At 70.5% G+C, this 24956-nt stretch carries 25 protein-coding genes and 1 tRNA gene; 16 read left to right on the top strand and 10 right to left on the bottom strand.

Translation table 11 applies throughout. The annotated features are described in order from the left end of the window. Positions 1–68 precede the first annotated feature (68 nt). The gene (locus FBZ33_RS31320; protein WP_141912007.1) at positions 69–575 is read right to left on the bottom strand and encodes a MarR family winged helix-turn-helix transcriptional regulator; all 507 of its coding nucleotides are present in this window, start codon (positions 573–575) and stop codon (positions 69–71) included. 99 nt (positions 576–674) lie between these two features. Between FBZ33_RS31320 and FBZ33_RS31325 the strand changes: the two genes are divergently transcribed. Continuing rightward, complete coding sequence (locus tag FBZ33_RS31325) at positions 675–1256, top strand: YceI family protein (protein WP_088950838.1); 582 nt, start codon at positions 675–677, stop codon at positions 1254–1256. A 297-nt stretch (positions 1257–1553) separates the two neighbouring features. Next, positions 1554–3032, top strand: coding sequence for a glutamate--cysteine ligase (locus tag FBZ33_RS31330; RefSeq protein WP_141912009.1), 1479 nt, complete (start codon positions 1554–1556; stop codon positions 3030–3032). Between the two features lie 110 nt (positions 3033–3142). Here the strand turns inward: FBZ33_RS31330 and FBZ33_RS31335 are convergent, their stop codons facing one another. Then, positions 3143–4513: a hypothetical protein gene (locus FBZ33_RS31335; RefSeq protein WP_141912010.1), complete on the bottom strand. Its 1371-nt coding sequence runs from the start codon at positions 4511–4513 to the stop codon at positions 3143–3145. Between the two features lie 122 nt (positions 4514–4635). On the opposite strand from FBZ33_RS31335, the gene FBZ33_RS31340 reads away from it, so the two are divergent. Beyond that, the gene (locus tag FBZ33_RS31340) at positions 4636–5331 is read left to right on the top strand and encodes a PASTA domain-containing protein (RefSeq protein ID WP_141912012.1); all 696 of its coding nucleotides are present in this window, start codon (positions 4636–4638) and stop codon (positions 5329–5331) included. Positions 5332–5497: 166 nt separating this feature from the next. Beyond that, a complete protein-coding gene (locus tag FBZ33_RS31345; RefSeq protein WP_141912014.1) occupies positions 5498–6436 on the top strand; it encodes a PASTA domain-containing protein in 939 nt (312 codons plus the stop codon). A 7-nt stretch (positions 6437–6443) separates the two neighbouring features. On the opposite strand, the gene FBZ33_RS31350 is transcribed toward FBZ33_RS31345, so the two are convergent. Then, on the bottom strand, positions 6444–6905 hold the full coding sequence (locus FBZ33_RS31350) for a hypothetical protein (protein ID WP_141912015.1): 462 nt from the start codon (positions 6903–6905) through the stop codon (positions 6444–6446). A 98-nt stretch (positions 6906–7003) separates the two neighbouring features. After that, positions 7004–7288: a hypothetical protein gene (locus FBZ33_RS31355; RefSeq protein WP_088950844.1), complete on the bottom strand. Its 285-nt coding sequence runs from the start codon at positions 7286–7288 to the stop codon at positions 7004–7006. Positions 7289–7914: 626 nt separating this feature from the next. Here FBZ33_RS31355 and FBZ33_RS31360 point away from each other — a divergent pair. The 3 genes from FBZ33_RS31360 (at position 7915) to FBZ33_RS31370 (ending at position 9601) form a co-directional block, all read left to right on the top strand. Beyond that, on the top strand, positions 7915–8790 hold the full coding sequence (locus FBZ33_RS31360; protein WP_088950845.1) for a helix-turn-helix transcriptional regulator: 876 nt from the start codon (positions 7915–7917) through the stop codon (positions 8788–8790). Next, positions 8766–8987, top strand: coding sequence for a DUF397 domain-containing protein (locus FBZ33_RS31365; protein WP_088950846.1), 222 nt, complete (start codon positions 8766–8768; stop codon positions 8985–8987). Before FBZ33_RS31360 ends, FBZ33_RS31365 begins: the two co-directional genes overlap by 25 nt. A gap of 215 nt (positions 8988–9202) precedes the next feature. Next, positions 9203–9601, top strand: coding sequence for a hypothetical protein (locus FBZ33_RS31370; protein WP_141912017.1), 399 nt, complete (start codon positions 9203–9205; stop codon positions 9599–9601). Here FBZ33_RS31370 and FBZ33_RS31375 read toward each other — a convergent pair. Then, complete coding sequence (locus FBZ33_RS31375; protein WP_141912018.1) at positions 9569–10168, bottom strand: hypothetical protein; 600 nt, start codon at positions 10166–10168, stop codon at positions 9569–9571. The two genes, FBZ33_RS31370 and FBZ33_RS31375, sit on opposite strands and share 33 nt — an antisense overlap. 217 nt (positions 10169–10385) lie before the next feature. On the opposite strand from FBZ33_RS31375, the gene FBZ33_RS31380 reads away from it, so the two are divergent. Next, positions 10386–11942, top strand: coding sequence for a S8 family serine peptidase (locus FBZ33_RS31380; protein WP_141912020.1), 1557 nt, complete (start codon positions 10386–10388; stop codon positions 11940–11942). 65 nt (positions 11943–12007) lie between these two features. Here the strand turns inward: FBZ33_RS31380 and FBZ33_RS31385 are convergent, their stop codons facing one another. From FBZ33_RS31385 to FBZ33_RS31395, 3 genes are all read right to left on the bottom strand, one after another. Further along, positions 12008–12817: a WecB/TagA/CpsF family glycosyltransferase gene (locus tag FBZ33_RS31385; RefSeq protein WP_370453061.1), complete on the bottom strand. Its 810-nt coding sequence runs from the start codon at positions 12815–12817 to the stop codon at positions 12008–12010. Then, positions 12814–13887, bottom strand: coding sequence for an NAD-dependent epimerase/dehydratase family protein (locus FBZ33_RS31390; protein ID WP_088952111.1), 1074 nt, complete (start codon positions 13885–13887; stop codon positions 12814–12816). Before FBZ33_RS31390 ends, FBZ33_RS31385 begins: the two co-directional genes overlap by 4 nt. Before the next feature lie 106 nt (positions 13888–13993). Then, positions 13994–14079: transfer RNA gene (locus tag FBZ33_RS31395), tRNA-Leu, on the bottom strand. A 207-nt stretch (positions 14080–14286) separates the two neighbouring features. On the opposite strand from FBZ33_RS31395, the gene FBZ33_RS31400 reads away from it, so the two are divergent. The 8 genes from FBZ33_RS31400 to FBZ33_RS31435 are packed head-to-tail and all read left to right on the top strand — an operon-like array spanning position 14287 to position 24000. Continuing rightward, positions 14287–15075, top strand: coding sequence for a DUF3662 and FHA domain-containing protein (locus FBZ33_RS31400; protein ID WP_007454122.1), 789 nt, complete (start codon positions 14287–14289; stop codon positions 15073–15075). Between the two features lie 6 nt (positions 15076–15081). Further along, on the top strand, positions 15082–15567 hold the full coding sequence (locus FBZ33_RS31405; RefSeq protein ID WP_088950851.1) for an FHA domain-containing protein: 486 nt from the start codon (positions 15082–15084) through the stop codon (positions 15565–15567). Then, the gene (locus FBZ33_RS31410) at positions 15564–17033 is read left to right on the top strand and encodes a PP2C family serine/threonine-protein phosphatase (RefSeq protein ID WP_141912023.1); all 1470 of its coding nucleotides are present in this window, start codon (positions 15564–15566) and stop codon (positions 17031–17033) included. Before FBZ33_RS31405 ends, FBZ33_RS31410 begins: the two co-directional genes overlap by 4 nt. 30 nt (positions 17034–17063) lie before the next feature. Beyond that, entirely contained in the window at positions 17064–18554 is a 1491-nt protein-coding gene (locus FBZ33_RS31415; RefSeq protein WP_141912025.1) for an FtsW/RodA/SpoVE family cell cycle protein, read from the top strand. After that, on the top strand, positions 18551–20056 hold the full coding sequence (locus FBZ33_RS31420; RefSeq protein ID WP_141912026.1) for a penicillin-binding protein 2: 1506 nt from the start codon (positions 18551–18553) through the stop codon (positions 20054–20056). Before FBZ33_RS31415 ends, FBZ33_RS31420 begins: the two co-directional genes overlap by 4 nt. Beyond that, entirely contained in the window at positions 20056–21468 is a 1413-nt protein-coding gene (locus tag FBZ33_RS31425; protein ID WP_141912028.1) for a serine/threonine-protein kinase, read from the top strand. The genes FBZ33_RS31420 and FBZ33_RS31425 overlap by 1 nt, the downstream gene beginning before the upstream one ends. Then, complete coding sequence (pknB, locus tag FBZ33_RS31430) at positions 21465–23282, top strand: Stk1 family PASTA domain-containing Ser/Thr kinase (protein WP_141912029.1); 1818 nt, start codon at positions 21465–21467, stop codon at positions 23280–23282. The genes FBZ33_RS31425 and pknB overlap by 4 nt, the downstream gene beginning before the upstream one ends. 28 nt (positions 23283–23310) lie before the next feature. Next, the gene (locus tag FBZ33_RS31435) at positions 23311–24000 is read left to right on the top strand and encodes a vancomycin high temperature exclusion protein (protein WP_141912031.1); all 690 of its coding nucleotides are present in this window, start codon (positions 23311–23313) and stop codon (positions 23998–24000) included. Between the two features lie 22 nt (positions 24001–24022). Here the strand turns inward: FBZ33_RS31435 and FBZ33_RS31440 are convergent, their stop codons facing one another. Both FBZ33_RS31440 and FBZ33_RS31445 read right to left on the bottom strand, forming a co-directional pair. Beyond that, a complete protein-coding gene (locus FBZ33_RS31440; RefSeq protein WP_141912032.1) occupies positions 24023–24673 on the bottom strand; it encodes an aminodeoxychorismate/anthranilate synthase component II in 651 nt (216 codons plus the stop codon). Positions 24674–24675: 2 nt separating this feature from the next. After that, on the bottom strand, positions 24676–24954 hold the full coding sequence (locus tag FBZ33_RS31445) for a hypothetical protein (protein ID WP_088950858.1): 279 nt from the start codon (positions 24952–24954) through the stop codon (positions 24676–24678). Positions 24955–24956: the final 2 nt, after the last annotated feature.

The following is a 24956-nucleotide window of genomic DNA, read 5'->3' on the forward strand; positions in this document are numbered from 1 at the left end:
CCAGCTTGGCTCAGCCAGTTCTGCCGGTCTTTCTGCCGGTGCTGTCACCCCGCCACCCTCGGGTGTGCTCAGGACCGGGCGGCGTCGGTCTGCTGCTCGAAGCTGGTGTCGTCGCTGCCGGCGGTGGCGCACGGATGCGCGGCGTCGCGGACCCGGCGCAGCCCGTCGAGAAGGGCCGCCAGTGCCTCGGGGTCGAGTTGGCCGGTGAACCACTGCTCGATCATCTGCAGGTGCCCGGGCAGCGTCTCGTTCAGTCGCTGCATGCCGGCGGCGGTGACCACGGCGTACGAGCTGCGCCGGTCGCTCGGACAGGCGCGCCGGGTGAGCAACCCGTCACGTTCCATCCGGTCCACCACACGGGTCACTCCGCTGGTCGACAGGGAGGTCTGTGCGGCGAGGTCGGTCATGCGTAGTTGGTTGCTCGGTGAGCGGGCCAGGCGGGTGATGACCTCGAACTCGACCGCGGAGAGGCCGTGCTCTTCGAGTTGGGCGTTGAACCGGGCTGAGAGCCCGGCGTGTGCCTCGAAGAGCAGGCCGACGGCGGTGATCCGGGGATCGTCGAAGACGTTGGTCACTGGTTCATCGTAGCAGTACTTGACACGGGGAATATTGCAGTGGTTATAGTTGCTCAGGCAGTCGTTGGGCTACTAAACAATCTCCTGGAGGACAGCAGCATGACCAGCAGCATCGATGCGGTTACCCGCGACTGGGACGGCCTCACCATCCCGGCGGCCGGCACCTACGCGCTGGACGTGGCGCACAAGCGGGTTGGCTTCGTCGCCCGGCACATGATGGTGAGCAAGGTTCGCGGTGAGTTCAACGAGGCGACCGCCACCATCACCATCGCCGAGGACCCGCTGCAGTCGTCGGTCGTCGCCACCATTCAGGCGGCCAGCATCGACACCACGCAGGCCGACCGGGACGCACACCTGCGCAGCCCCGAGTTCCTGGACTCGGAGAAGTTCCCGACGCTCGAGTTCCGCAGCACCGGGGTCAAGTCCCGTCGCGGCAACGAGTTCGTGCTCACCGGTGAGCTGAGCATCAAGGACGTCACCCGCCCGGTCGAGCTGGAGGTGGAGTTCGAGGGTGTCGGCCGCAGCCCCTTCGGCCAGGACATCTTCGGTTTCTCGGCGAGCACCGAGATCGACCGCGAGGAGTTCGGCCTGACCTGGAACGTCGCCCTGGAGACCGGGGGCGTGCTGGTCAGCCGCAAGATCAAGATTGAGATCGAGGGCGAGGCCGTCCGTCAGGCCTGATCCCTCCCGGATCAACCACGCAGGGCCCGCGCCGCACGTCGGCGCGGGCCCTGCGTCGTCTCTGACATCCGATGCCGAGGTCGTGGTAATTGTCACGAGTTGTTCTCACCGCCATCGGGTCCTGGCGGCTGGCGGCGGGGTACAGATGGCGCCACGAGCAGCGTCCGCTCGGGTCGATGTCGGATCACCGCCATTGGCCTCTGGCCCCGGTCAGGTGGGCGCTCTTACCGTGATGGTTCACAATGCGCTTCCGGGACGGCAGGATCCCGACCGCGCCGGTTGTCGGGAGGACACCACATGGGCAGGGACGTCTCGCAGGGCGCCTTCACCCGGGATGATCGCGTCCGGTACCGGCAGAAGGTGCGGCGGTGCCTGGACGTCTTCGCCCTGATGCTGGACGACTTCGGGTTCGACGCCGACCGACCGATGACCGGCCTGGAGATCGAACTCAACCTGGTCGACTCGGCGGCCGAGCCGGCGATGCGCAACGAGGAGATCCTCGCCGACATCGCCGACCCGCTCTTCCAGACCGAGCTGGGGCAGTTCAACCTCGAACTCAACGCCGAGCCCCGGCTGATCGAGGGTGCCGGTTTCGCCGAATACGAGCACGACCTGCGCGGCAGCCTCTCCCGGGCCGACGAGCGAGCGGCCAGGTCCGACGCCAAGATCGTCCTGGTCGGCATTTTGCCCACCCTCACCGAGGGGCACCTGGTCGAGGACAATCTCTCCACCAACGAGCGCTACCGGGTGCTCAACGACCAGATCGTCGGCGCTCGGGGCGAGGACATCGAGCTGGACATCCGTGGCGTCGAACAGCTCCGTACGCACACCGACTCGATCGCCCCCGAGGCCGCCTGCACCAGCCTCCAGTTCCACCTCCAGGTGGCACCGGACAGCTTCGCCGACTACTGGAACGCGTCCCAGGCCATCGCCGGTGTGCAGGTGGCGGTCGGCGCGAACAGCCCCTTCCTGTACGGCCGCCAACTCTGGGCCGAAACCCGGATCGCCCTTTTCCAGCAGGCCACCGACACTCGTCCGGATGAACTGAAGGCCCAGGGCGTACGGCCCCGGGTGTGGTTCGGCGAGCGGTGGATCACCTCGATCTTTGACCTGTTCGAGGAGAACGTCCGGTATTTCCCGCCGCTGCTGCCGATCTGCGAGGACGAGGACCCGGTGGAGGTGCTGCACGCCGGCGGTGTGCCGCAGCTCGGGGAGCTGAGGTTGCACAACGGCACGGTCTACCGGTGGAACCGCCCGGTCTACGACATCATGAACGGCCGTCCGCACCTGCGGGTGGAGAACCGGGTGCTCCCGGCCGGTCCGACGGTGGTGGACATGCTCGCCAACGCGGCCTTCTACTTCGGGCTGGCCCGCGGTCTGGCCGAGTCGGACCGCCCGATCTGGAGTCAGCTCACCTTCAGCTCCGCCGAGGAGAACTTCCACGCCGCCGCCCGGCGTGGCCTCGACGCCGTGCTGCACTGGCCCGGGCTCGGTGAGGTGCCGGTCACCAAGCTGGTGCTGGAGCAGTTGCTGCCCACCGCCGCCGTCGGCCTGGACGGGTTCGGTGTCGCCCCGGCCCAGCGGGACCGGCTGCTCGGCATCATCGAGCAGCGCTGCCGGACCGGTCGCAACGGCGCCGTCTGGCAGACCGAGGCGGTCTGGGCGGCGGAGCGGCGGCACGGCATGGACCGGAAGGACGCGCTGCACCACATGGTCCAGCGCTACGCGGAACTCCAACGCACCAACAACCCGGTCCACACCTGGCCAGTCCCCTAACCCCCCATCCACCCGCGCCCCCACCCCCACCCGCGTCGATCATGAAGTTGTTGCCACGACACGCCGCGTGGGATGGCAACAACTTCATGGTCAACAGAGCAGGGCAGTCCTCAGTCCGTCGTGGGGCGGGTGGCGCGGCGGGTTGAGCGGGTACGCCGGGCGCTTGACGTCGGATCCTCGGTGGTGGATGGGGCGACAACCGGGACGTCCGGGTTCACGCGTGGTGCGGGCACCCTGGGTGTCGGACCCTCGTTCGGCGGGGAGGCCGCCTCAGTTGCCTGCGGTGCGGTGTCGGCCCTGCTGCGCCGACCTGCGGTGCGGGTCGACGAGTCGGGGGCCGGTGGCGCGGGATCGGCTTCGGCGACCGCAGTGGGCGTGACCCGGGCGGTCGGAGTCGGCCCGCCGTCGGTAGCCGGGGTCAGTTCGGGCTCAACGGTCGAGGTCGTACCCGGCGAGGCCGCGCCGCGGTGCGCCGCCCGGTGCCGGTCGGCCCGCTCGGCGAGGACGGCGGCCAGCACCGAGCCACCGACCCCGGCGATCACCGCGTACGGGGCGATCAGTTGGGTGGACAACTGTGCGGGGCCCAGCGTCGACCAGTGCGGCAGTGTGGTCAGGTAGGCGAGCGCGACGAGCACCGGACCGGCAGCGCCGGAGGCTGCCGCGCCGACGCGGTGCCCGGCCGGGCGGGCGGCCCGCCGGGCGGCCAGCAGACCGATCAGCAGCGCGGGTACGAGTGCCAGCAGCGCGCCGGGCCAGTAGAGCTGGTCACCGATCCAATACCGCGAGTGGTCCGGGTCGAGCTGCCAGGTGCCCAGTTGAGCACCGGTCAGCCCTCGCCCGACGCGTACCCCGTCGATGACCGAGACCACCGCGAGCAGCCAGAGCCAGGCGGCCGTCGCGGTCACGTTGACCGCGGCTGCCCGGGAGCGGAGCGCCCAGACCGCGACGAGTACGCCCAGCAGGATGCCGAGCGTCGCCTGGACGGCGGCGGTCCGTTGCGGTGCGCCGGTGTCCGCGCCGGTCGCGACCCGCGCGGGCACGGCGATCAGCAGCACCGTCACCAGGCCGCCGATCCCGGCGCCGAGCGCGAGGGCGACCCGGCGCAGCAGACCGCCACGGTCGTCGGGCGCGGCCACCTTGCTCGCCTGGGGGTCGGCGGCACCGGTGGCAGGTGGAACTCCGCCACTCTGGGACGCCTGATCCAGCACGGTGGCGGGCTCGGTCACCTGCGGCTCGGCCGTTGTCGGTGTGGTGCGTTGGTGCAGTCGCTGCGCGCAGACCGCGCCGAGGACCGTTGAGCTGGCAGCGAGCCAGGTCGCCCAGGCGAGGCCATCCGCCCAGGCGGTGTCGGTGGCTCCGGCGTCGGTGGGCGTCCAGGTGATGACGCCCAACCCGTAGCCGAAGCCCAGTTGGGCGGCGCCCGCGCCGGCAGCGACCCCGATCGCCGTGGCGATCGACACTCCCCAGCCCTGTCTGGCCATGCCGGGCAGCGTAACGTCCCGTCGTCGGCGCGGCGAGTCGCACGACCCGCCGGTATGAACGGCCCGGCGCAACAGGTTGGGCGACGGGCGGTACGGTCGCCGGTGATGAGGCGGTGGGCGGTATGACGGACACGAACACGGGCCGACAGGATGCCGTCGGTGGTCAGGACGGCGGCGGCGCCGGCCGGGCCAGCGTGCTGCTGGGCGGTGGGCTGGCCGCTGTGCTGCTCGCCGCGGTCGGCGCGACGGGCGGTTGGCTGCTGGCCGGCGAGGACGGCGCATCCTCGGGGGATCCGTTGGCGGTCGCGACGACCGGTTCGCCGACGAGCCGGGCCACCGCTTCACGGCCGAGCACCGGCCGGGCCACACCGTCGACCGTCCGGACCTCCGCCACCGCGACCAAAGGTGCGGGTCTGACCGTGCCACCGGTGATCGGCACCGACTTCGTGCAGGCTCGGGACGCGTTGCGCAAGCAGCGGCTGGGCTGGCGGTTGGTTTTCGGAGGCGGCACCGGCCGTACGGTCGAGAGCACCTCACCCGCCGTGGGCACCGCGGTCACCCGTGGCACGACTGTGCAACTTCAGGTGTCCGGGCCGGCGCCAGCGGCCGAGGTGCCGGACGTGATCGGGGACAACTGCGACAAGGCCGTCAACGAGTTGATCGACGAGGGCCTCTACCCGCGTTACGTCAGTGGACGCAGCGGAAAGGTCACCCGGCAGGAGCCGGCCGAGGATGGCCCTGCCCGCTGGAACGACGAGGTCAGCATCTGGTGTGGGGTGGACGCCCCCGAACAGCCGACCACGAAACCCACCCCCTGACCTCGGCGCGAGCTGATTCTCGGCGGCGGCTTGCGTGGCCCCGCCGCGGATTGGTATGCCGCGACCGGCGCGACTCGACACGCTGATCCCCACCGAGGGCGCTACGGCCGGCTAGGTTGACGGTCCGAGGGCCATGACGCCCGTCCGGTCCGGGAAGGGACGAGCGATGAGCGACGACCGCCAGGAGCCTCCCGCCGGCGAGCACGACGACGACCGGACCCGCCCTCTGCCACCGGCCGACCGGCCGGAACCACCCCAACCGGCTCGACCTGCCCCCGCGCCGGATGAGACCGCACCGGTCACTCGGCCCGCCGCTCCGGATGAGACCGCGCCGATCGACCGCACCGAGCCGGCTGGTCCCGCCCTGTCGCCGGACCAGACCATGCCGATCGACCGTTCCGCCGGTACGCCGTCAAGCCCGCCGAGCGATCAGACCATGCCGATCGACCGTTCCGCCGGTACGCCGTCGGGCGCGCCGAGCGACCAGACGAGGCGGATCCCCGCCGAGCCGCCGAACCCGCCGCCGACCCCGCCGTCGTGGTCTGGACGGGCCGAGGTGCGGCCGCCCCGGTCGGCGGAACCCGCCGGGGAGTGGTACGTGGAGGAACAGGGCGGTCGGCGATGGTGGCTGCCGATCCTCTGGGGTGTGCTCGCGTTGCTGCTCGTCGCCCTGCTCGGGGGCGCCCTCTGGCTGGTGCTCTCCAGCCAGGAGAACGATCGGGACGACCCCGGATCCACCCCGTCGCTCCCGTCCGCCAGCGCGACCAGCGCCGCGCCGACCAGCGCGTCCCCGACCTCGGCGGCGCCGACCAGCGAGACGCCGAGCAGTTCGGCGACCACCACGGCACCGGAGGAGGTGCCGGTGCCGCCCCTCACCGGCCTGCCGCAGGCCACCGCCGAGGGGTTGCTGGACCGGCTCGGCCTGGCCCACCGGGTGGTGTACCGGCCGTCGGAACTGCCGCCGGGGATCGTGGTGGGCACCGAGCCGGAGGCGGGCACGTCGGTGTCGACCGACGACGAGGTGTTGTTGGTGATCTCCCAGGCCCGACCCTCGACCGGGGCGAGCCCGACCACGGCGCGCCCCACGGTGACGAACACGCCGTGACCGGTGGTCACCACATCCGACGGCGGGTGCCGACCAGGCCGAGGCCGGCCAGCGAGATGGTGAGGCCGAAGATTCCGGACCAGAACAGGGAGCGGCGGACGTCCGTCACGGTGTGTCCGGCCGGGGCTGCTTCGGTGAGTTCCTGACGCCCGTCGGACTGGCCGCCGGCACCGTGGCCGGCCGCCGGGGTGGTCGGGTCGGCAACTCCGGCGTGACTGCTCCGAGCGTCGGCGCCGATCCAGCCGGGGTCGTCGCGCACCGATGGATCTGCGTCGTACGGAGGGTCGACGTCGACCACGGTGATCTCCGGTGCGGGCACCGGCGCGGTCAGCCGGGTGGACGACATCGCTGGGTCGCGGACGAGGACCAGCAGTGTGGCCATCGCCCCGAGGAGGGCGAGTAGTCCGAATGCGTAGGCGATACGGGAGCGGTGGTGCCGCCGCAGGGCGGGCTGATTGACCATGACCATCCCAGGGTCAGGGTCCTGGACGTACGGGTGGAACGGCGCCGGGGTGGGCGTACCGATTCTATGGCGACGGCACGCCCACCGGCGGCGGATCGGGTCGGTCAGCCCACCCGGAGTGGGGTACGGGCGACCGGCCGCCGGGCCCGCACGGTGTGCGGACGGGGCTCGGGGGCGGCCTGCAGCTGCTCCAGCCCGGCCCGCTGGACGAAGATCGAGCGTCGGTTGACCGCGTCGCCCGCGGCGTTCAACTCGTAGCCGTCGAGCCAGAGCCAGCCGTCATAGGTGGGCCAGTCGAGCACCCGGATCACCCGGAACTTGATAGGCCTGAGGAACTGGACACTCGCCGCGCGAGTCACGTGCAGTACGTCACCGGTGCGGGGAAGCACATGGGCTCCTGGGGAGGATCGGCCGGCCGTGGTGCCGGCGGTGCCTGAACGGGGGACGTCTCGGCCGGCGACGGGGTCGTGCCTCGTGAACCGGTGGTGCGGATGGTGGTGGTCGGGCCGTACTCCGCTGGTGACGTGCCGCCACCCGACCACCACCCGACTGCTTCCGGGAACCGCGCCCGCCGCCGCAGCTTGCCGGCTTGCAGCGGCGGGGTCATCACCCCGGAGCAGGTCTGGGTATCGTCGGCCGGGTCCGCGTCGTGTCCGGCTTCCCCGGCTCGGTGGGGTAACCACTCCGAGGGACCGGACGGAGACGCTGAGTGATCCGTGCCATACGGACAGACTGCATCAGGGACGTGCTTCATGCAAGTTGCACGTCGACTTTTGCCGATACGTGAGCGTGTCGCGCGAAAGGCCTATTGAAGCCATCCGCGTCCGGACGGCACACTGAGGGCCGGTATCGCCCGTCGCGGCCGGCCGAGGACCGGCACCACCCCCTTCGTCGCGAACGCTCGCCGGTCGACGGTCGCGCCCCCGGCGGGTGTCACCAAGTGGCGCGTGACCGGAGGTAGCCCGAGTGGGGTCGAGCAGCCAGCGGCGGAGACCAGTGGCGCACGGGTTGCGCCATGAGTGAGAGGCGCAGTCCCACCATCAGACGGCGACGGCTCGGTGCCGAGCTACGCCGCCAGCGGGAGTCCGCCGGAATCACCATCGAGGTGGTCGCCGAGCAGTTGGAGTGCTCCGCCTCGAAGGTCTCCCGGATCGAGACCGGCCACACGACGGCCACCCCTCGCGACGTGCGGGACATGCTGCGGATCTACGGGGTGGTCGGCGCCGAGAGCGACGAGCTCGTGCAGATCGCCCGGGAGGCGCGCCAGAAGGGTTGGTGGCACCCGTACAGCACGGTGCTCGTCGGCGCGTACGTCGGGCTGGAGGCGGCGGCGAGTTCGATCCGGGCATACGAGCAGCAGGTCGTGCCGGGTCTGCTGGAGACCGAGGAGTACGCCAGCGCCATGATTCGTGCCGCTCGGCCGGACTTCACCCCCGACCAGGTGCACCAGAGAGTGCGTGTCCGTCTGGGCCGTCAGTCGTTATTGACCCAGGACGATCCGGTCGATCTGTGGGTGGTGCTCGATGAGGCGGTGGTAAGTCGGCCGGTGGGCGGGGACGAGGTGATGCGCGGCCAGCTCAAGCGGTTGGTCGAGGTGGCCGAGTTGCCGAACGTGACGCTGCAGATCCTGCCGTTCGAGGTTGGTGCGCATGCCGGCATGGACGGCACTTTCACGATCCTCAGCTTCCCTGAGCCCGGTGATCCGGATGTTGTGTACGCGGAGAACGCCACGGGTGGGCTTTTCCTCGAGAAGAGCGACGAACTACAGAAGTACAGCTTCATCTTCGATCACATCCGCGCTGCGGCCATACGTCCGGAGGAGTCCGTCGCACACATCGCAAAACTGGCAGAGGAGCCGTTGTGGAAATGGCGACCAAGGGGTTCCCCGTGAACCTGGCGCAGGCAGCATGGTTCAAGAGCTCGAAGAGCGGGCCGAACTGTGACAACTGCGTGGAGGTGGCATACGTGACGGGGGCGGTCGGAGTGCGGGACTCGAAGGACAAGGCGGGCCCAGCCCTGGTCTTCGCGCCGGGTGACTGGCACGCCTTCGTCGCCGGCACGCGAGGCGGTGCGTTCGGCGTGGCCTGACCGAGTGGTCAACAAAGTCCCCGTCCGGTCCTCCGGACGGGGACTTTGCCGCGGCCGGGGAAAAGCCCTGGTGGGAGGCCGGTTCGTGACGGTGGTGGGTGAGGTTCCGTGGGCGATCCCGTCGCCACAACGCGCCCGTCTCGTTGAACCGGTCGGTACGGCGATGGCCAACGGTCTGCCGCACCGACCCGCAACCGAGCGAGTAGGCGAGACGGATGACGACGATCGGTTCAGAAAATCTCACCAACGGTCCGGCCAAGCCGGAACGATTCGGTGGCAAGTACCGCGGCGCCCGTCGGGACACCGTTCTGACCGAGGTGGTTTCGACGGACCAGGAGTTGAGCGGGCGGGAGGGGTCCTCCGAGTCGACGGACCCGCCGCTCTCGCTGCCCTCGCTGGACCCGAATCCGCTGATCGAGCCGTCGTTTCCGCCGACTGGCTGGCCGATGGAGTCCACCGAGTCGCTTGCCGACCATCCGTTGCTGCGTGGCCTCCTGATGGAGTTGCCGCCGAAGGGCAGTGCGCCGCCGCAGGAGTGGCTGGACCGTTGGTTCGAAGCGACCAGGGCAATCCTGGAGCTGCTATACGTGCAGGGGGTTGGTCGCCCGCGTTGACCGTGGCACGTCGGGCTGGGCCCGTTCGGCGAGACGGCTGTGGCGTAGCGCGTGCCGGACCGCGATTGCGGCCACCGCGAGCGCGCCCACGGTGATCGCCGGCCCGGTGACACTCGGATCGGCGCCGAGGTCGGTGCCGTTCGCCGCGATCACCGCAGGCACCGTGGCCAGGGCGGTCACCTGCAGTGGCAGCCCGAGCAGCGGGTGGGCCGCAGCGGCGCGCAGCCCGTGCGGCGCAGGTGTCGCGGGCGCGCTGGCGAAGGCGCCCGCGCCGGCCCACAGCCGGCGGACCCGGCGTACCGAGCAGACCGCGGCCACGAGCGCCGGCCCGGCCGCCAGGCCGAGCCCGGCGGCGGCCCGGTCGACCGGCGTGGTGCCGGCGCTGAGCAGACCGCCGCCGAGCACGGCCGCGGTGAGCGCCACCCCGGTGAGGGTCAACACCAGCAACCATCCGGTACGCCGGCGCAGCACGCGGGTGTTGTGCAGCCGAGGGAGGCCGTCGGCAACGACGCCGGCGGCCAACCAGAGGGCGGCGACCGGAAGCAGGATGGTGAGCTGACTCTCCATGTTCGAGAGTCTTTCCCGGATCGACGCGAGGCGAATCCGGGCCGGTCCCCCGTTCGTCCCGGACGTCGTGCCCGTAGGGGGCATCCTCCCGAAGTTATGGACGTTTCGACATGTCCAACTGCCTGGGCCCTGATCTACCCTCAGCTGGATCGGCAATGGTCGATTGATTCAGGGGACCGGCGGTCGCGTTCCGCCGCCGGTCGGAGGGAGGTAGGAAATGGGTCTTCCACGAAGGTCCGTGCTGGTCGGGGTGGCCGCAGCGACCATGCTGGCCGTCGGCACCCCAGCGCTGGCAGCCGAACCCACCGGAGCGGTCCGGGCCGCGGGCGGCGCAACCGCCGTGCCGGACAGCTACATCGTCGTACTCAAGGACAGCGCGGTGGCCCGGGACCGGGTCGGTGACACCGCGAAGCGGCTCTCCGGCCGCCACGGTGGCACGGTGGCCCGCACCTACGGCGCGGCGCTGCGCGGCTTCGAGGTCAAGGTCAGCGCGAGCGCGGCGGCGCGGATCGCGGCCGACCCGGCGGTGGCGTACGTCGAGCAGAACCACACCGTGTCGATCTCCGGAACGCAGGCCAACCCGCCCTCCTGGGGCCTGGACCGGATCGATCAGCGCAACCTGCCGCTGGACAGCTCCTACACCTACCCGAACACGGCGAGCAACGTGCACGCCTACATCATCGACACCGGCATCAAGTTCTCCCACAACGACTTCGGTGGCCGGGCGACCTCCGGCTACGACGCGGTGGACGGCGGCTCGGCCGACGACTGCAACGGGCACGGCACGCACGTCGCCGGCACCGTCGGCGGTTCCTCGTACGGGGTTGCCAAGGGCGTCCAGCTCGTCGGCGTACGGGTGCTGAACTGCTCCGGCAGCGGCACCAACGCCGGCGTGATCGGCGGTGTCGACTGGGTCACCGCGAACGCGATCAAGCCGGCTGTGGCCAACATGAGCCTCGGCGGCGGCGCGAACACCTCACTGGACAACGCCGTCCGCAACTCCATCGCCTCGGGTGTGACGTACGGCCTGGCGGCCGGCAACGACAGCGGCGCGAACGCCTGCAACACCTCGCCGGCGCGCACCACGGAAGCCATCACGGTCGGCTCGACGACCAACACGGACGCCCGGTCGTCGTTCTCCAACATCGGCACCTGCCTGGACATCTTCGCGCCCGGCTCGTCGATCACCTCGGCCTGGTACACGAGCAACACCGCCACCAACACGATCAGCGGCACCTCGATGGCCACGCCCCACGTGGTCGGAGCGGCGGCCCTGGTGGCCAGCGCCAACCCGGGCTGGACCCCGGCGCAGGTCCGCAACCAGCTGGTGGCCAACGCGACCCCCAACGTGGTCTCCAACCCCGGCTCGGGTTCGCCGAACCTGTTGCTCAACGTGGGCACCGGCACCACCCCGCCGCCGCCCACCGGCTGCACCGGCACCAACGGCTCCGACGTGTCGATCCCGGACGCCGGCGCCGCGGTCACCAGCTCGATCACCATCTCCGGCTGTGGACGCAACGCCTCGTCGACCTCCACCGTCGCGGTGAACATCGTGCACACCTACCGCGGTGACCTGGTCATCGACCTGCTCGCGCCGGACGGCAGCGCGTACCGGTTGAAGAACAGCAGCACCTCGGACAGCGCCGACAACGTGAACGCCACGTACACGGTCAACGTGTCCGGTGAGGCCGCCGACGGCATCTGGCGGCTCCAGGTGCGGGACACCTACTCGGCCGACACCGGCTACATCAACACCTGGACCCTGACCGTCTGACCGGTCTCCCACGGCACGAGGCCCCACCGGAAGACCGGTGGGGCCTCGTGCCGTACGGGATCGGGTCAGACCGAGAAGGTGGCCGGCATTTCGGTGGCCGGCGCCGGCGGGTGGGCCTTCCACAGGCCGGTCTTCTGGGCGGCGAGCCGGCTCAGGTAGGCCGGGTTGAGGATGACGTAGCGGCGCCAGAGCCTCTTCGGCTCCAGACCCAGACGCCAGAACCACTCCAGGCCGGCGCGTTGCATCCATGACGGGGGCTGGCGGAGCAACCCGGCGTGGTAGTCGAAGGCCGCGCCGACCGCCATCAGCGGCATGTCGAGCAGCGGTCGCATGGCGTACGCGAAGACCTCCTGGCGCGGGCAGCCGAGCCCCACCAGGACCAGCCGGGCACCGCTGGAACGGATCCGGTCGGCAATCTCGGAATCCTCACCGGGCTGGGCGGCACGGAACTTCGACGGCTCCACCCCGGCGATCTTCAGCGCCGGGAACATCCGCTCCAGGGCCGGGATCAACCTGGCGAGGGTCTCCTCGGTCGAGCCGTACAGGTAGACCGGAAGGCCCTCGTCGGCGAAGCGCGACAGCACGTGCAGCGTCAGCGTCGGCCCGTAGACCCGGTCGGTGAGCCCGGCGTGGTGCAGCAGGTTGAGCGCCCAGCGCACCGGCTGCCCGTCCGGAGTGACCACGTCGAAGGAGTTGAGCCGCGCGTTGTGCGCCGGGTCCAGCACTCCGGTCATCACGCCGTGCACGGCCAGCGCGGTCAGCGCGAGCGGGCGCCGCTCGTGCGCCGCGGTCACCACCGCATCGGTCGCCGTGGCGTAGTCGGTGGCGTCGACCAGGACACCGAGGACGTTGCGCTTGGTCCGTGGCGTGGTCATGACTGGGGCACCCATTTGCCGACGTTGGCCTCGTAGATCTCGCGCAGGATCATCGGCACGTCGTATGTGATCTTCCAGTCCGGGTACTGCTCCTCGAACCGGGCCATGCTGCTGACGTACCACTGGTGGTCGCCGGTGCGGTTCTGCTCGACGTAGTTGATCCGTGCCTCGCGGCCGGTGATCTCCTCGGCGATCCGGAACGCCTCGATGTGGGAGGTGTTGGAGTGCCGGCCGCCGCCGAGGTTGTAGACCTCGGCGGAGCGCGGGGCCCGGAAGAACGCCTCGAACGCGGTCAGCACGTCCCGCGAGTGGATCGCGTCGCGGACCATCTTGCCCTTGTAGCCGTACAGGTTGTATGTGCGGCCCTCCATGACGCAGCGCATCAGGTAGGCCAGGAACCCGTGCAGCTCGGCCGCGGAGTGGGCCGGGCCGGTCAGCGTGCCGCCCCGGAAGCAGGCGGTCTTCATGTCGAAGTAGCGCCCGTACTCCTGGACCATCACGTCCGCGGCGACCTTGGAGGCGCCGAAGACCGAGTGCAGCGAGTGGTCGATCGACATCTCTTCGGTGATGCCCTGGTGCCAGCGGTGGTCCTCGGGCAGCTCGTACCGTGTCTCCAGCTCGACCAGCGGCAGGCTGTTGGGCCGGTCGCCGTAGACCTTGTTGGTCGAGCAGTGGATGAACGGCGCGTCGATCGCGTGCTGGCGGGTGTTCTCCAGGATGTTGAGCGTGCCGCCGGCGTTCACGTCGAAGTCCGTGTACGGCTCCTTGGCGGCCCAGTCGTGGCTCGGCTGCGCGGCGCTGTGGATCACCACGGCGATGTCCGAGCCGTACTTCTTGAAGACCTGCTCCAGGCCGTCCCGGTCCCGGATGTCCACCGCGTAATGGGTGTACGAGTTGCCCAGGTCCCGGCCGAGCCGCTCCAGGCTCCACGAGGTGGAGCCGTCCTCGCCGAAGAAATACCGGCGCATGTCGTTGTCGATGCCGACGACGTCCAGGCCGAGGCCGGCGAAGTGCCGGACCGCCTCGGAGCCGATCAGGCCACCCGACCCTGTCACCAACGCGACACTCACACGCCACTCCTGGTCCATCGGAGGCAGAATTCAACGCAGCATAGCGTGACGCCCGGCACGCCCCGATATGACGGAAGGGCCCCGCATCAAGCGGAGCCCTCGTCGGTGGTGGGGATGGGGGGAGTTGAACCCCCACGCCCTTTCGGGCACACGGACCTGAACCGTGCGCGTCTGCCATTCCGCCACATCCCCGTGGCACGACCCGGAACACTGTAGCCGCCCCGATCCCCCTGTCTCCAGTGGGCCTCGGGAATACTACGCTGTCCCTGGCGCTCGCCACGAGCGGTTACCGTTCGTGGCGGACGAAAGATTAGCACGACAGTCCCGGCCCTTCCGAACGGGTCGAGAGCAGCCGGCCGAGCGGCGTGTGAGCTGCGCGCGCGCCGGCCGGATACCATCATGTCCTCGGGACCCGAGGAGGAGCCGGTGAGCGTGCTGCAACGCTTCGAGAAGCGTCTGGAAGGCCTGGTCGAAGGGGCCTTTGCCAAGGTCTTCAAAGGGGTGGTCCACCCCGTGGAGATCCTCAACGCCATGCAGCGGGAGGCCGAGGCGCACAAGGCGATCCTGGCCGGTGGGCGCACGTTGGTGCCCAACCGCTACGTGATCGATCTCTCGCCGTTCGACCACAGTCGGCTGGCGCCGTACGCCGCTGCGCTGGCCCAGGAACTGGCCCAGTCGCAGGCGGAGTTCATCGGCGAGCAGGCCTGGACTGTCTACGGCGACGTGATCGTCGAGATCGAGCGAGGCGAGGGCCTGGACACGGGCATGTTCCGTGTCACGGCCGAGGTCTACACCGGCGGCGAGGTCGCCCCGGTGTCGGCACCCGGCTACGACGCCGGCCCGCCCGCCTACCCCGCGTACGACCAGGGCGGTGGCTACGGCCCCCCGCCTGGGCACGGTGGCGGTCGCAACGTGCGGCTGGTCTCCGGCGACGGTCGCACCTACCCCCTCCAGATGGGGTCGACGGTGATCGGTCGCGGCGACCAGGCCAACCTGCGCCTGCCCGACGTCGGCATCTCCCGGCGACACGCCCGGCTGGATTTCGACGGGGGTCAGGTCGTGCTGACCGATCTGGGGTCGACCAACGGCACCATGGTCAACGGACAGCGGGTCTCCGCCGTCGCACTGAACCCCGGTGACATGGTCCAGCTCGGCACCACGACGCTGACCTTCCGCGTGGACGGCTGACCCGCCTTGCCGGAACTGGTCATCACGGTTGCCCGGTTCGGGTTCCTGATCCTGTTGTGGATCTTCGTGTTCACGGTGGTCGGCGTGATCCGCCGGGATCTCTTCGCGGGCGCCCGGTCCGGTCGTCTGGTCGCCGCACCACGCGCGGTGGGAGCCTCGACCGGGCAGGGGGCGAAGCCGGCGAAGGTGAAACGGGGCAGGGCGGCGCACCAGATGGTGGTGACGGCCGGGCAACTGGCCGGCACCAGGATCACTCTGGGTGAAGCGCAGATCACCATTGGTCGGGCCGAGGACTCCACCCTGGTCATCACCGACGACTACGCCTCCGCGCGACACGCCCGGCTCGTGCCACGTGACGGGCAGTGGTACGTCGAGGATCTTGGCTCGACTAACGGCACGTACCTCGATCGCGCTAAGGTCACCGGACCAACCCCCGTCCCCCTCGGCGTGCCGATCCGGATCGGCCGCACTTCCCTCGAATTACGGCCATGACTCTGACCCTGCGCTATGCGGCCCACAGCGACCGCGGTCTGATCCGAGACGGCAATCAAGACTCCGTCTACGCCGGACCGCGGCTACTCGCCGTTGCCGACGGCATGGGCGGTATGGCCGCCGGTGACGTCGCCAGCAACATCGTCATCGGTGCCATGGCGCCGCTCGACGAGGACGTCCCGGGGGACGCCCTCGTCGATGCGTTGCGTTCGGCCGTCGGCACCGCCAACCAACAACTCCGCGACACGGTGGACGCCAACCCGCAGTTGGAGGGGATGGGCACCACACTGACGGCGACCCTCTTCACCGGCAGCAAGCTGGGAATGGTCCACATCGGTGACTCGCGGGCCTACCTGCTGCGCAACGGCGAGTTCGCGCAGATCACCAAGGACGACACCTACGTCCAGATGCTCGTCGACGAAGGCCGGATCAGCGCCGAGGAGGCGAGCAGTCACCCGCAGCGGTCGCTGCTCACCCGCGCGCTGGACGGCCGGGACATCGACCCGGAGTACTCGGTGCGCCAGGTTCTGCCCGGCGACCGGTACCTGATCTGCTCCGACGGCCTCTCGGGTGTGGTCAGCGCCGAAACCATCGGCGAGACCCTGCGGGAATACGTCGACCCGCAGAAGTGCGTCGAGCGGCTGGTGCAGCTCGCGCTGCGCGGCGGCGGTCCGGACAACATCACGGTGATCATCGCCGACGCGACGGATCATGACATCGTCGAGGCGACCCCGATCGTCGGCGGCGCCGCCGCCCGCGACCGGGGCATGGCGACCTCCGCGGACGACTCGACCCCGGCCGCACGGGCATCGGCGCTCTCCGCGCCGCGCCCGCCCGCGCCGGAGGAGCCGGCAGCATCGGACGACGAATCGGACCGGCCGAAGCGCCGCCCGGTGCGAACCGCCGCCATGGCCCTGGCCCTGCTGATCATCGTGGGTGGCGCAGCCTTCGGCGGCTGGACGTACACCCAGCGGCAGTACTACGTCGGAGCCACCGAGGAGGGCCAGGTCGCCGTCTTCCGTGGCGTCCAGGGTCAGATCGCCGGGATGGACCTCTCCACCGTGCACCGGCGCAGCGGCACCCGACTGGACGACCTCACGGTCGCCGCGCAGGACACCGTCAAGGTCGGCATCCGGGCCAAGAACGAGCCGGACGCCGAGCGTCAGCTCGCCGAGCTGACCAGCGACACCCCGAGCAACCCCAACCTGAAGCCGCTCTGCCCCCTCGACCCGACCGCCACGGTGGGCGGCACTCCGACGCCCCCGCCGACCGGCGCGACGCCGACCCCGAACGGCAGCCCGAGCGCCGATGCCCCGGTGACCCCCAACGGGGTTGTCAGCGCAAGCCCGACCGTCGGTGCCACCGACGCCGTCGGTGCGACCGGCCCGACCACCACACCCGACGTCACGCCCTCCGATTCGGCCACACCGGCGCTCGACCCGGCCGGTTGCCGGTCGCCTGAGTGAGCGTCGGCTGAGATCCAGAGGACTCCACCCGTGACCGTAGCGGCCACACCGGCACCCTCGCCCGCCACCGCGGGCGAGCAGTCCGGCGTACGCCTGGCGCGGTCGCGCCGCAACGCCGAGCTGTCCCTGCTGCTGCTCGCGATGGTGCTGGTGGCCGCGTACGGGGCGACCGTCGAAGCGAACCTGCTGGACACGGTCACCCCGGATTTCTGGATGCCCGCAGCCGCGCTCGGTGCGGTCTTCCTCGGGTTGCACCTGGTCATCCGGTTCCTCGCCCCGTTCGCCGACCCGGCCCTGCTGCCGGCGGTGGCCCTGCTCAACGGGCTCGGGGTGGGCTTCCTGCGTCGGATCGACCTCGGCGACGCCCCGGTGCCCGAGCGCGAGAGCCTGGCCATCTTCGCCGGGATCGGGGGCCGGCAGCTCGCGTGGACGCTCGCCTCGGTGATCCTCGCCGCCGGGCTGCTCGCCCTGATGCGTGACCACCGGTCGATCTCCCGGTACGCGTACACCCTGGGGTTGGCCGGCATCGTGCTGGTGATGCTCCCGGCGGTGCTGCCGTCGAGCATCTCCGAGATCAACGGTGCGAAGCTGTGGGTCCGGGTGGGCGGTTTCTCCATCCAGCCGGGTGAGTTCGCCAAGCTGGCGCTGCTGGTCTTCTTCGCCTATTACCTGGTCCGTAAGCGCGAGGTGCTCTCGCTGGCCAGTCGACGCTTCCTCGGCATCGACTTTCCCCGTGGACGGGACCTCGGCCCGGTGGTCGGCGTCTGGTTGGTCAGCCTCCTCGTCCTGATCTTCGAGAAGGACCTGGGCACCTCGCTGCTCTACTTCGGCATGTTCGTGGTGACGCTCTACATCGCCACTGAACGGGTCAGCTGGCTGCTGATCGGCCTGGTGCTCTTCTTCGGCGGCGCCTATCTCGCCTACGTCCTCGGTTCGACGGTCGGCGGGCCGTTCGCCAACTTCTATGTGCGTGCGGAAATCTGGCTGGACCCGTTCGCCGACCCGACCGACAAGGGCTACCAACTCGTCCAGGGGCTGCTCGCCCTTGGCACGGGCGGGCTCTTCGGTGCGGGGCCGGGCGGCGGCCAGCCGGAGATCCTGCCCGAGGTGCAGAACGACTTCATCTTCGCCGGCCTCGGTGAGGAGCTCGGCCTCTTCGGCCTCTCCGCGCTGCTGGTCGTCTACCTGCTGATCGTGGAGCGAGGGCTGCGTGCCGCGCTCGCGGTCCGGGACTCGTTCGGCAAGCTGCTCGCTGGCGGTCTGGCGTTCACCCTCGGCCTCCAGGTCTTCGTGATCGTCGGCGGGATCAGCAAGCTCATCCCGCTGACCGGTCAGACCACCCCGTTCCTGTCCGCCGGTGGCTCGTCGTTGATGGCCAACTGGTTGCTCATCGCGGTGCTGCTGCGGGTCTCCGACGGAGCCCGCCGGCCGGTGGGCGGGAGCGCCAGCAAGGCTGCCCGACCCGCCGGTGGCCCGCCCGAGCAGCTGCACGGTGCTCCCACGGAGGTGATCAAGCCGTGAACGCACCACTGCGCCGCGTCGGCGTTGTCGTCATGGTCCTGTTCGGCCTGCTCTTCGCGAACCTCAACTGGGTTCAGTTCCAGAAGGCCGACGAATACCGCACCAGCGACTACAACGATCGGGTCCAGGTCGCCGACTACAAGAGCAAGCGCGGCAACATCGAAGCTGGTGGCACCGCGCTGGCCACCAGCAAGGAGACCACCGGCAAGCTGAAGTTCCAGCGCACCTACCCGGGCGGCGCGAAGTACGCCCACGTGCTCGGCTACAAGCCGGTCAACCTCGCCGAAACCGGCATCGAGCGCGTGGAGAACGACTTCCTGGCCGGCACCAGCGACAATTTGATCGGCGACCGGTTCAAGGACATGTTCACCGGCGACGACACCGGTGGCGGCAACGTGCTGCTCACGCTCTCGAAGCGGGCTCAGGACGTGGCGTACGACCAGCTGGGCAACAACCAGGTGGGGGCGAAGAAGGGCGCGGTGATCGCCATCGACCCGCGTACCGGCGCCGTTCAGGCGCTGGTTTCCATGCCCAGCTTCGACCCGAACCCCCTAGCCAGCCACGACGGCACCGAGGCAACTGCGGCGTTCAACAAGCTGGAACAGGACCCGGACGGCCCGCTGAAGAACCGCGCGCTCTCCGAGACGCTGCCGCCGGGCTCCACCTTCAAGATCGTGGTCGCCGCGGCGGCGCTGGAGAACGGGATCAGCAAGACGACCCAGATCCCGGCCGGCTCCAGCTGGACCCCGCCCACCTCGGGCAGCCCGATCCGCAACGCCGCTGCGTCGATCTGCCCGGAGCCGAAGGTGACCCTGATGGAGGCGGTCACCGAGTCGTGCAACACCGGCTTCGCCCAGCTCGGTGTGCGGCTCGGTGCCGAGACCCTCAAGGAGAAGGCCCGGCAGTTCGGCTTCGAGCAGGAGGACCTCACCGTCGGTCAGCTCGGTGAGGGAGGCCTGCGCACGGAGGCCAGCCGGACCGGGGACATGCAGAATCCCGACGGCAGCACCGACCCGGCCGCGCTGGCCCAGTCCTCGATCGGCCAGAACAACGTCACGATGACCCCGCTCGAAGGCGCCATGATCGCCGGTGCGATCGCCAACAACGGCAGTCAGATGCGGCCGTACCTGGTGCGGCAGTTGCTCGCTCCGGACCGGACCACCAGCTACTACACAGCCAAGGCCCGTGAGCTGCGCCAGCCGGTCGACGCGCAGGTCGCTACCGACCTGCGCGAGATGATGGCCAGCGTGGTCGAGAACGGCACCGGGCGGAAGGCCGCGATCAACGGCTACACGGTCGGTGGCAAGACCGGCACCGCGCAGTCCGCTCCGGACCGGCCCGACCACGGTTGGTTCATCGGCTTCGCGTTGGACAAGAACGGCACGCCGGTCTCCGCGGTCTGCGTCATGTTGGAGCAGGCCGGCTCCGGCGGCAGCGCCGAGGCGGCCCGGATCGCCGGCCAGGTCATGAAGGCCGCCATCGCCGACCCCGGGGGTCGCTGATGCTGAGCCCCGGCGTTCAGCTCGGCAACCGCTACCGTCTCGACGAGCGGATCGCCAGCGGCGGCATGGGCGACGTCTGGCGCGGCACCGACCAGGTGCTCGGCCGGACGGTCGCGGTCAAGAGCCTGCTGCCCGCGCTGCTCGACGACCCGGACTTCGCCGAGCGGTTCCGCGGTGAGGCTCGCACCATGGCCACCATCAACCACCCGGGCGTGGTCGACGTCTACGACTTCGGCAACGACCAGCAGATCGCGTTCCTGGTCATGGAGTACGTCGAGGGCGACGCCCTGTCGTCCACGCTGAGCCGGGTCGGCCGGCTCACCCCGGCCCGGACGATGGCCCTCGTCGCCCAGGCCGCGGACGCGTTGCACGCGGCGCACGAGAAGGGCATCGTGCACCGCGACGTGAAGCCGGGCAACCTGCTGGTCCGGCCGAACGGCACGCTGGTGCTGACCGACTTCGGCATCGCCCGCTCCGACATGGTCGGCCAGCTCACCGCCGCCGGTTCGGTGCTCGGCACCGCCTCGTACATCTCGCCTGAGCAGGCCACCGGCGGCGTGGCGACCCCGGCATCCGATGTGTACGCGCTCGGGGTTGTCGCCTACCAGTGCCTGGCCGGTCGGCGCCCGTTCGAGGGTGACAACCCGCTCGACATCGCGATGCAGCACGTGCGGGAGAAGCCCCGGCCGTTGCCCGCCGACATCCCGCCGCAGGTGCGCCAGGTGGTGGAACGGGCGCTGGCCAAGGACCCGGCGGCCCGGTGGCCGAGCGCCGCCGCACTCGCCGGGGTCGCCCGCCAGCTCAAGGTCACGCTCTCCCAGCAGGCTCGGGCCGGTGGCAACTCCGGGCCGGTCTCCGTGGCGCCGGCATCGCCCGCCGCGCCCGGCCGGGCCCAGGTGCCGCAGGCACACCAGATGCGCCCGCCAGGCGCCCGCCCACCGGCCGCCGGGCCGAGGCCGACAGCGGTCGTGCCAGCCCAGCAGCAGCCGCGCCCCACCGCCGTCGCGCCGGCAGTCCAGCCCGCCCGGCCGCCGATGGCACCGAACGGGTATCCGCGCGGCGCGGCCTCGGTGCCGTCGGCACCGCCCCGCCAGGAACACTCACCGGCGTACGTCCGGCAGGCCGGCCCGTCGGTGCCGTCGCCCGGTCCCCGCCGGTCCCGGCCCGGGATGGTCCTTCTGGCCATCCTGTTGGCCGTGCTGGTCCTACTCTGCTCCGGCGTGATTTCCTACAACCTGCGGAAGCAGTCGCAGGCCGGTGAACACGCCGGAATGACTCCACGTGCCGTGACGTCCGGCGCGCTACGACTCGACGGGCGCGACGATCCGACCCGAACGTCGTACCGTCGAGAGGTACGACTCCAGCCGGGCAACGGCGGGACGACGACGAGCGAAGGACGACAGACGCGATGACAGCGCAGGCCCGCCTGCTCGGTGGCAGGTACCAGGTCGGCGAGCTGCTCGGCTACGGCGGCATGGCCGAGGTGCACCGCGGTCGCGACCTCCGGCTCGGTCGGGACGTCGCGATCAAGATGCTCCGTACCGACCTGGCCCGGGACGCGACGTTCCAGATGCGATTCCGCCGGGAGGCGCAGAACGCCGCCTCGCTCAACCACCCGGCGATCGTGGCGGTCTACGACACCGGCGAGGAGACCGCGCCGACCGGCGAGACACTGCCGTTCATCGTGATGGAGTTCGTCAACGGGCGGACCTTGAAGGAGGTCCTCGGCGCCGAAGGGCGGTTGCAGCCGCGCCGGGCGTTGGAGATCTGCGCCGACATGTGCGCGGCCCTGGAGTTCAGCCACCGGCACGGCATCATCCACCGCGACATCAAGCCGGGCAACGTGATGCTCACCCAGACCGGCCAGGTCAAGGTGATGGACTTCGGCATCGCCCGCGCGCTCGCCAGCGGTGCGACCACCATGACGCAGACCAGCGCGGTGATCGGCACGGCCCAGTACCTGTCCCCGGAGCAGGCGCGCGGTGAGGCCGTCGACGCCCGCTCCGACGTGTACGCGGCCGGCTGTGTGCTCTTCGAGCTGGTCTGCGGGCACCCGCCGTTCGTCGGGGACAGCCCGGTCAGCGTCGCCTACCAGCACGTACGGGAGACGCCGCCGACGCCGAGCGACATCAACCCGGATGTCACCCCGGCGATCGACGCGATCGTCCTGAAGGCGCTGTCGAAGAACCCGCTCAACCGCTACCAGAGTGCTGGCGAGATGCGGGCCGACCTGCTCCGTGCCGCCGCCGGCCGGCCCGTGCTGGCCACCCCGGTCATGACCGAGGCGGAGACGGTGGCGATGGCGCCGGCCGCGGGCCGGGGCGGCTACCCGGCTCCCGCCGGTGGGCCGCAGACCGGGCAGTTGGCCCGGGTGGGCGATCCGCGCCAACGCAAGGCGTCCTCCTGGCTGATCGCGACGTTCAGCGCGGTCGGCGTGCTGGCGGTGATCGCCCTGGTCGCGGCCCTGCTCTGGAGTCAGCAGCAGGACAAGGCCAACAAGTCGGTGCCCGCCCTCACCGGCAAGAGCCAGGCCGTCGCGATCGCCGAGATCCGCAACGCCGGGCTCTCCCCGAAGGTGGGTGACCCGGTGCTGGCAAGCGACTGCACCAAGGGTAACGTCGTCAACCAGGATCCGGCACCAACCAGCCGACTGAAGCAGAGCGAAACTGTCACCATTCAGGTCTGTGGCGGCGTTCCCGAGGTGCGCGTTCCGGCCGGGCTCAAGGGCAGCAAGCGGGAGAGCGCCATCGCCCGGCTCACCGAGGCGAAGCTCAAGTACGACATCAAGACGGTGGACGACGAGGCCAGCCAGGACGAGGTTCTCAAAGTCGACCCGCCCGAGGGCGAGAGCGTCCCGGAAAACACGAAGATCACGCTCACCGTCTCGAACGGCAAGGTCCGTGAGGTGCCGGACGTCGTGGGGCTGGGCCAGGAGGAGGCCACCCGGGTCCTCCGGAACGACGGCTTCACGGTCGTCGTGCAGAACGGGCCGGAGGTGCCCGCCACCGAGGCGGGAAAGGTCACCGACCAGAGCCCGAACGGCAGGGAGAAGAAGCCGACCGGCACGAGGGTGACCATCAAGGTGAGTCAGCCGGAGCCGGAGACCGACCCGACGCCCACCGTGACGCCGACGGTCACGCCGTCTGCCACGCCGACCACTCCCGGCAACGGGGGCGGCATCGGCCTGCCGTTCCCGCCCCCGCCGACCCGGCTTCCCGAGGACTAGCCCGACGCCCTCGGGCTCGGCCATCGGGATGACAGACGTCGAAGCCTCCGGGCCGGTGAGCGGCCGGTTTCGTCGCCTCCGCCGGGTGGTCGTCCTGGGCATCGCCGTGCTGATCCTCGTCAGCCTTCCGTGGCTGTGGACGACCTTTGCCGCGCGCGGCCACGTGCACGACGAGGCGGATGCGCCGTCCGCCGACGTGGTGATCGTCCTCGGCACCGCGGTGTCGGCCGATCGGCAGCGGCCAGGTGATCGGCTCGCCGGTCGCCTGGAGACCGCCGCCGCACTGGTGACCAGCGGACGGGCAACTGTCGTCCTCGTCTCGGGCGACGGCGGCGGCACATCGGGTGACGAGCCGGCCGTGATGACGTCGTACCTCACCGAGCGAGGTGTCGACCCGCGACGCGTCGTGGCCGACCCGTTCGGTCTGGACACCTACGACAGTTGCGCCCGCGCGCGTGAGGTGTACGGCGTCGAGCGGGCCCTGATCGTGACCCAGTCCTACCACCTGTCCCGGGCGGTGACGCTGTGTCGACATCTCGGCCTCGACGTCGACGGGGTGGTCGCCCGGTGCGACGGTTGCGGCCCCGCCCTGCTGGCCGAGAAGTCGGTCCGTGACTACTTTGCCAGTGGCAAGGCGGCGTGGGACGCGCTCCGCGGCCGCGCGCCGGCGGTCCGCTCGCCCGCTGACCCGGCGGTCCAGAACGCGCTACGGAGCTGACCCGGGCCCGGGTGGCGGAGCCTCAGCTGGTGGCGAATGCGGCCAGTCGGCGGGCGTCGACCTCGGCGGCGAGCGCGGGTGCCCGCTCCAGCGCCTCCTGGTGACCGCAACCGGCCAGCCAGTTGGCCAGCATCAGGTGGCCGCCCTCGGTAAGCACCGACTCCGGGTGGAACTGGACGCCCTCGATGGGCAGCGTGCGGTGCCGCATCGCCATCACCACGCCGGAGCCGGTCCAGCCGGTCACCTCCAGCTCGTCGGGGAGCGTCTCGGGGAGCACGGCGAGTGAGTGGTACCGGGTGGCGGTGAACGGGTCGGGCAGGCCCGCGAGGACGCCCACCGAGTTGTGCCGGACCTCGGAGGTCTTGCCGTGCAGCAGCTCGGGAGCGCGGGTCACGGTCGCCCCGAACGCCTCACCGATCGCCTGGTGGCCGAGGCAGACACCGAAGATCGGCAGCTCGCCCGCGTACTCCCGGATGACGTCCAGGCAGATGCCGGCGCGGTCAGGACTGCCCGGCCCCGGTGAGAGCAGAACGCCGTCCGCGCCGACCCTGCCCACCTCCGCGACGTCGATCTCGTCGTTGCGGCGGACCTCACAGTCCACGCCGAGCTGGCCCAGGTATTGCACGAGATTGAAGACGAACGAGTCGTAGTTGTCGATCACCAGAACCCGCATGGTCACCTGCTCGGGGAGGACGGAACGGGATTGTTCTGGTCGGTGTCGTACGGCAGCTCGTGCTCGTCGCCGGCCGGCGTGTCACCGGTCACCGGGGCGTTGTCACCGGACTCCGCGGGAACACCGGACTCGACCTGCACGTCGTCGAAGGGCAGCAGGGGCTCGGCCCACGGGAAGGCGACATACCAGAGCAGGGCCACTGTGGCGGCCACCAGGAGCACCGAGCCGGTCAGCTTTCCGACCAGGCCGAAGGGCAGCTTGCGCCAGATGAACGCGTACATCG

Origin of the sequence: Micromonospora sp. A202 (assembly GCF_006715105.1) — a bacterium.
Classification (GTDB): Bacteria; Actinomycetota; Actinomycetes; order Mycobacteriales; family Micromonosporaceae; genus Micromonospora; species Micromonospora zamorensis.

Excerpts from the sequence above, each read along its gene's own strand:
- FBZ33_RS31325 (WP_088950838.1), top strand. The coding sequence starts at position 675 with ATGACCAGCAGCATCGATGCGGTTACCCGCGACTGGGACGGCCTCACC.
- FBZ33_RS31330 (WP_141912009.1), top strand. The coding sequence starts at position 1,554 with ATGGGCAGGGACGTCTCGCAGGGCGCCTTCACCCGGGATGATCGCGTC.
- FBZ33_RS31335 (WP_141912010.1), bottom strand. The coding sequence starts at position 4,513 with ATGGCCAGACAGGGCTGGGGAGTGTCGATCGCCACGGCGATCGGGGTC.
- FBZ33_RS31340 (WP_141912012.1), top strand. The coding sequence starts at position 4,636 with ATGACGGACACGAACACGGGCCGACAGGATGCCGTCGGTGGTCAGGAC.
- FBZ33_RS31345 (WP_141912014.1), top strand. The coding sequence starts at position 5,498 with ATGAGCGACGACCGCCAGGAGCCTCCCGCCGGCGAGCACGACGACGAC.
- FBZ33_RS31350 (WP_141912015.1), bottom strand. The coding sequence starts at position 6,905 with ATGGTCATGGTCAATCAGCCCGCCCTGCGGCGGCACCACCGCTCCCGT.
- FBZ33_RS31360 (WP_088950845.1), top strand. The coding sequence starts at position 7,915 with ATGAGTGAGAGGCGCAGTCCCACCATCAGACGGCGACGGCTCGGTGCC.
- FBZ33_RS31365 (WP_088950846.1), top strand. The coding sequence starts at position 8,766 with ATGGCGACCAAGGGGTTCCCCGTGAACCTGGCGCAGGCAGCATGGTTC.
- FBZ33_RS31370 (WP_141912017.1), top strand. The coding sequence starts at position 9,203 with ATGACGACGATCGGTTCAGAAAATCTCACCAACGGTCCGGCCAAGCCG.
- FBZ33_RS31375 (WP_141912018.1), bottom strand. The coding sequence starts at position 10,168 with ATGGAGAGTCAGCTCACCATCCTGCTTCCGGTCGCCGCCCTCTGGTTG.
- FBZ33_RS31380 (WP_141912020.1), top strand. The coding sequence starts at position 10,386 with ATGGGTCTTCCACGAAGGTCCGTGCTGGTCGGGGTGGCCGCAGCGACC.
- FBZ33_RS31385 (WP_370453061.1), bottom strand. The coding sequence starts at position 12,817 with ATGACCACGCCACGGACCAAGCGCAACGTCCTCGGTGTCCTGGTCGAC.
- FBZ33_RS31400 (WP_007454122.1), top strand. The coding sequence starts at position 14,287 with ATGTCCTCGGGACCCGAGGAGGAGCCGGTGAGCGTGCTGCAACGCTTC.
- FBZ33_RS31410 (WP_141912023.1), top strand. The coding sequence starts at position 15,564 with ATGACTCTGACCCTGCGCTATGCGGCCCACAGCGACCGCGGTCTGATC.
- FBZ33_RS31425 (WP_141912028.1), top strand. The coding sequence starts at position 20,056 with ATGCTGAGCCCCGGCGTTCAGCTCGGCAACCGCTACCGTCTCGACGAG.
- pknB (WP_141912029.1), top strand. The coding sequence starts at position 21,465 with ATGACAGCGCAGGCCCGCCTGCTCGGTGGCAGGTACCAGGTCGGCGAG.
- FBZ33_RS31435 (WP_141912031.1), top strand. The coding sequence starts at position 23,311 with ATGACAGACGTCGAAGCCTCCGGGCCGGTGAGCGGCCGGTTTCGTCGC.
- FBZ33_RS31440 (WP_141912032.1), bottom strand. The coding sequence starts at position 24,673 with ATGCGGGTTCTGGTGATCGACAACTACGACTCGTTCGTCTTCAATCTC.
- FBZ33_RS31445 (WP_088950858.1), bottom strand. The coding sequence starts at position 24,954 with ATGTACGCGTTCATCTGGCGCAAGCTGCCCTTCGGCCTGGTCGGAAAG.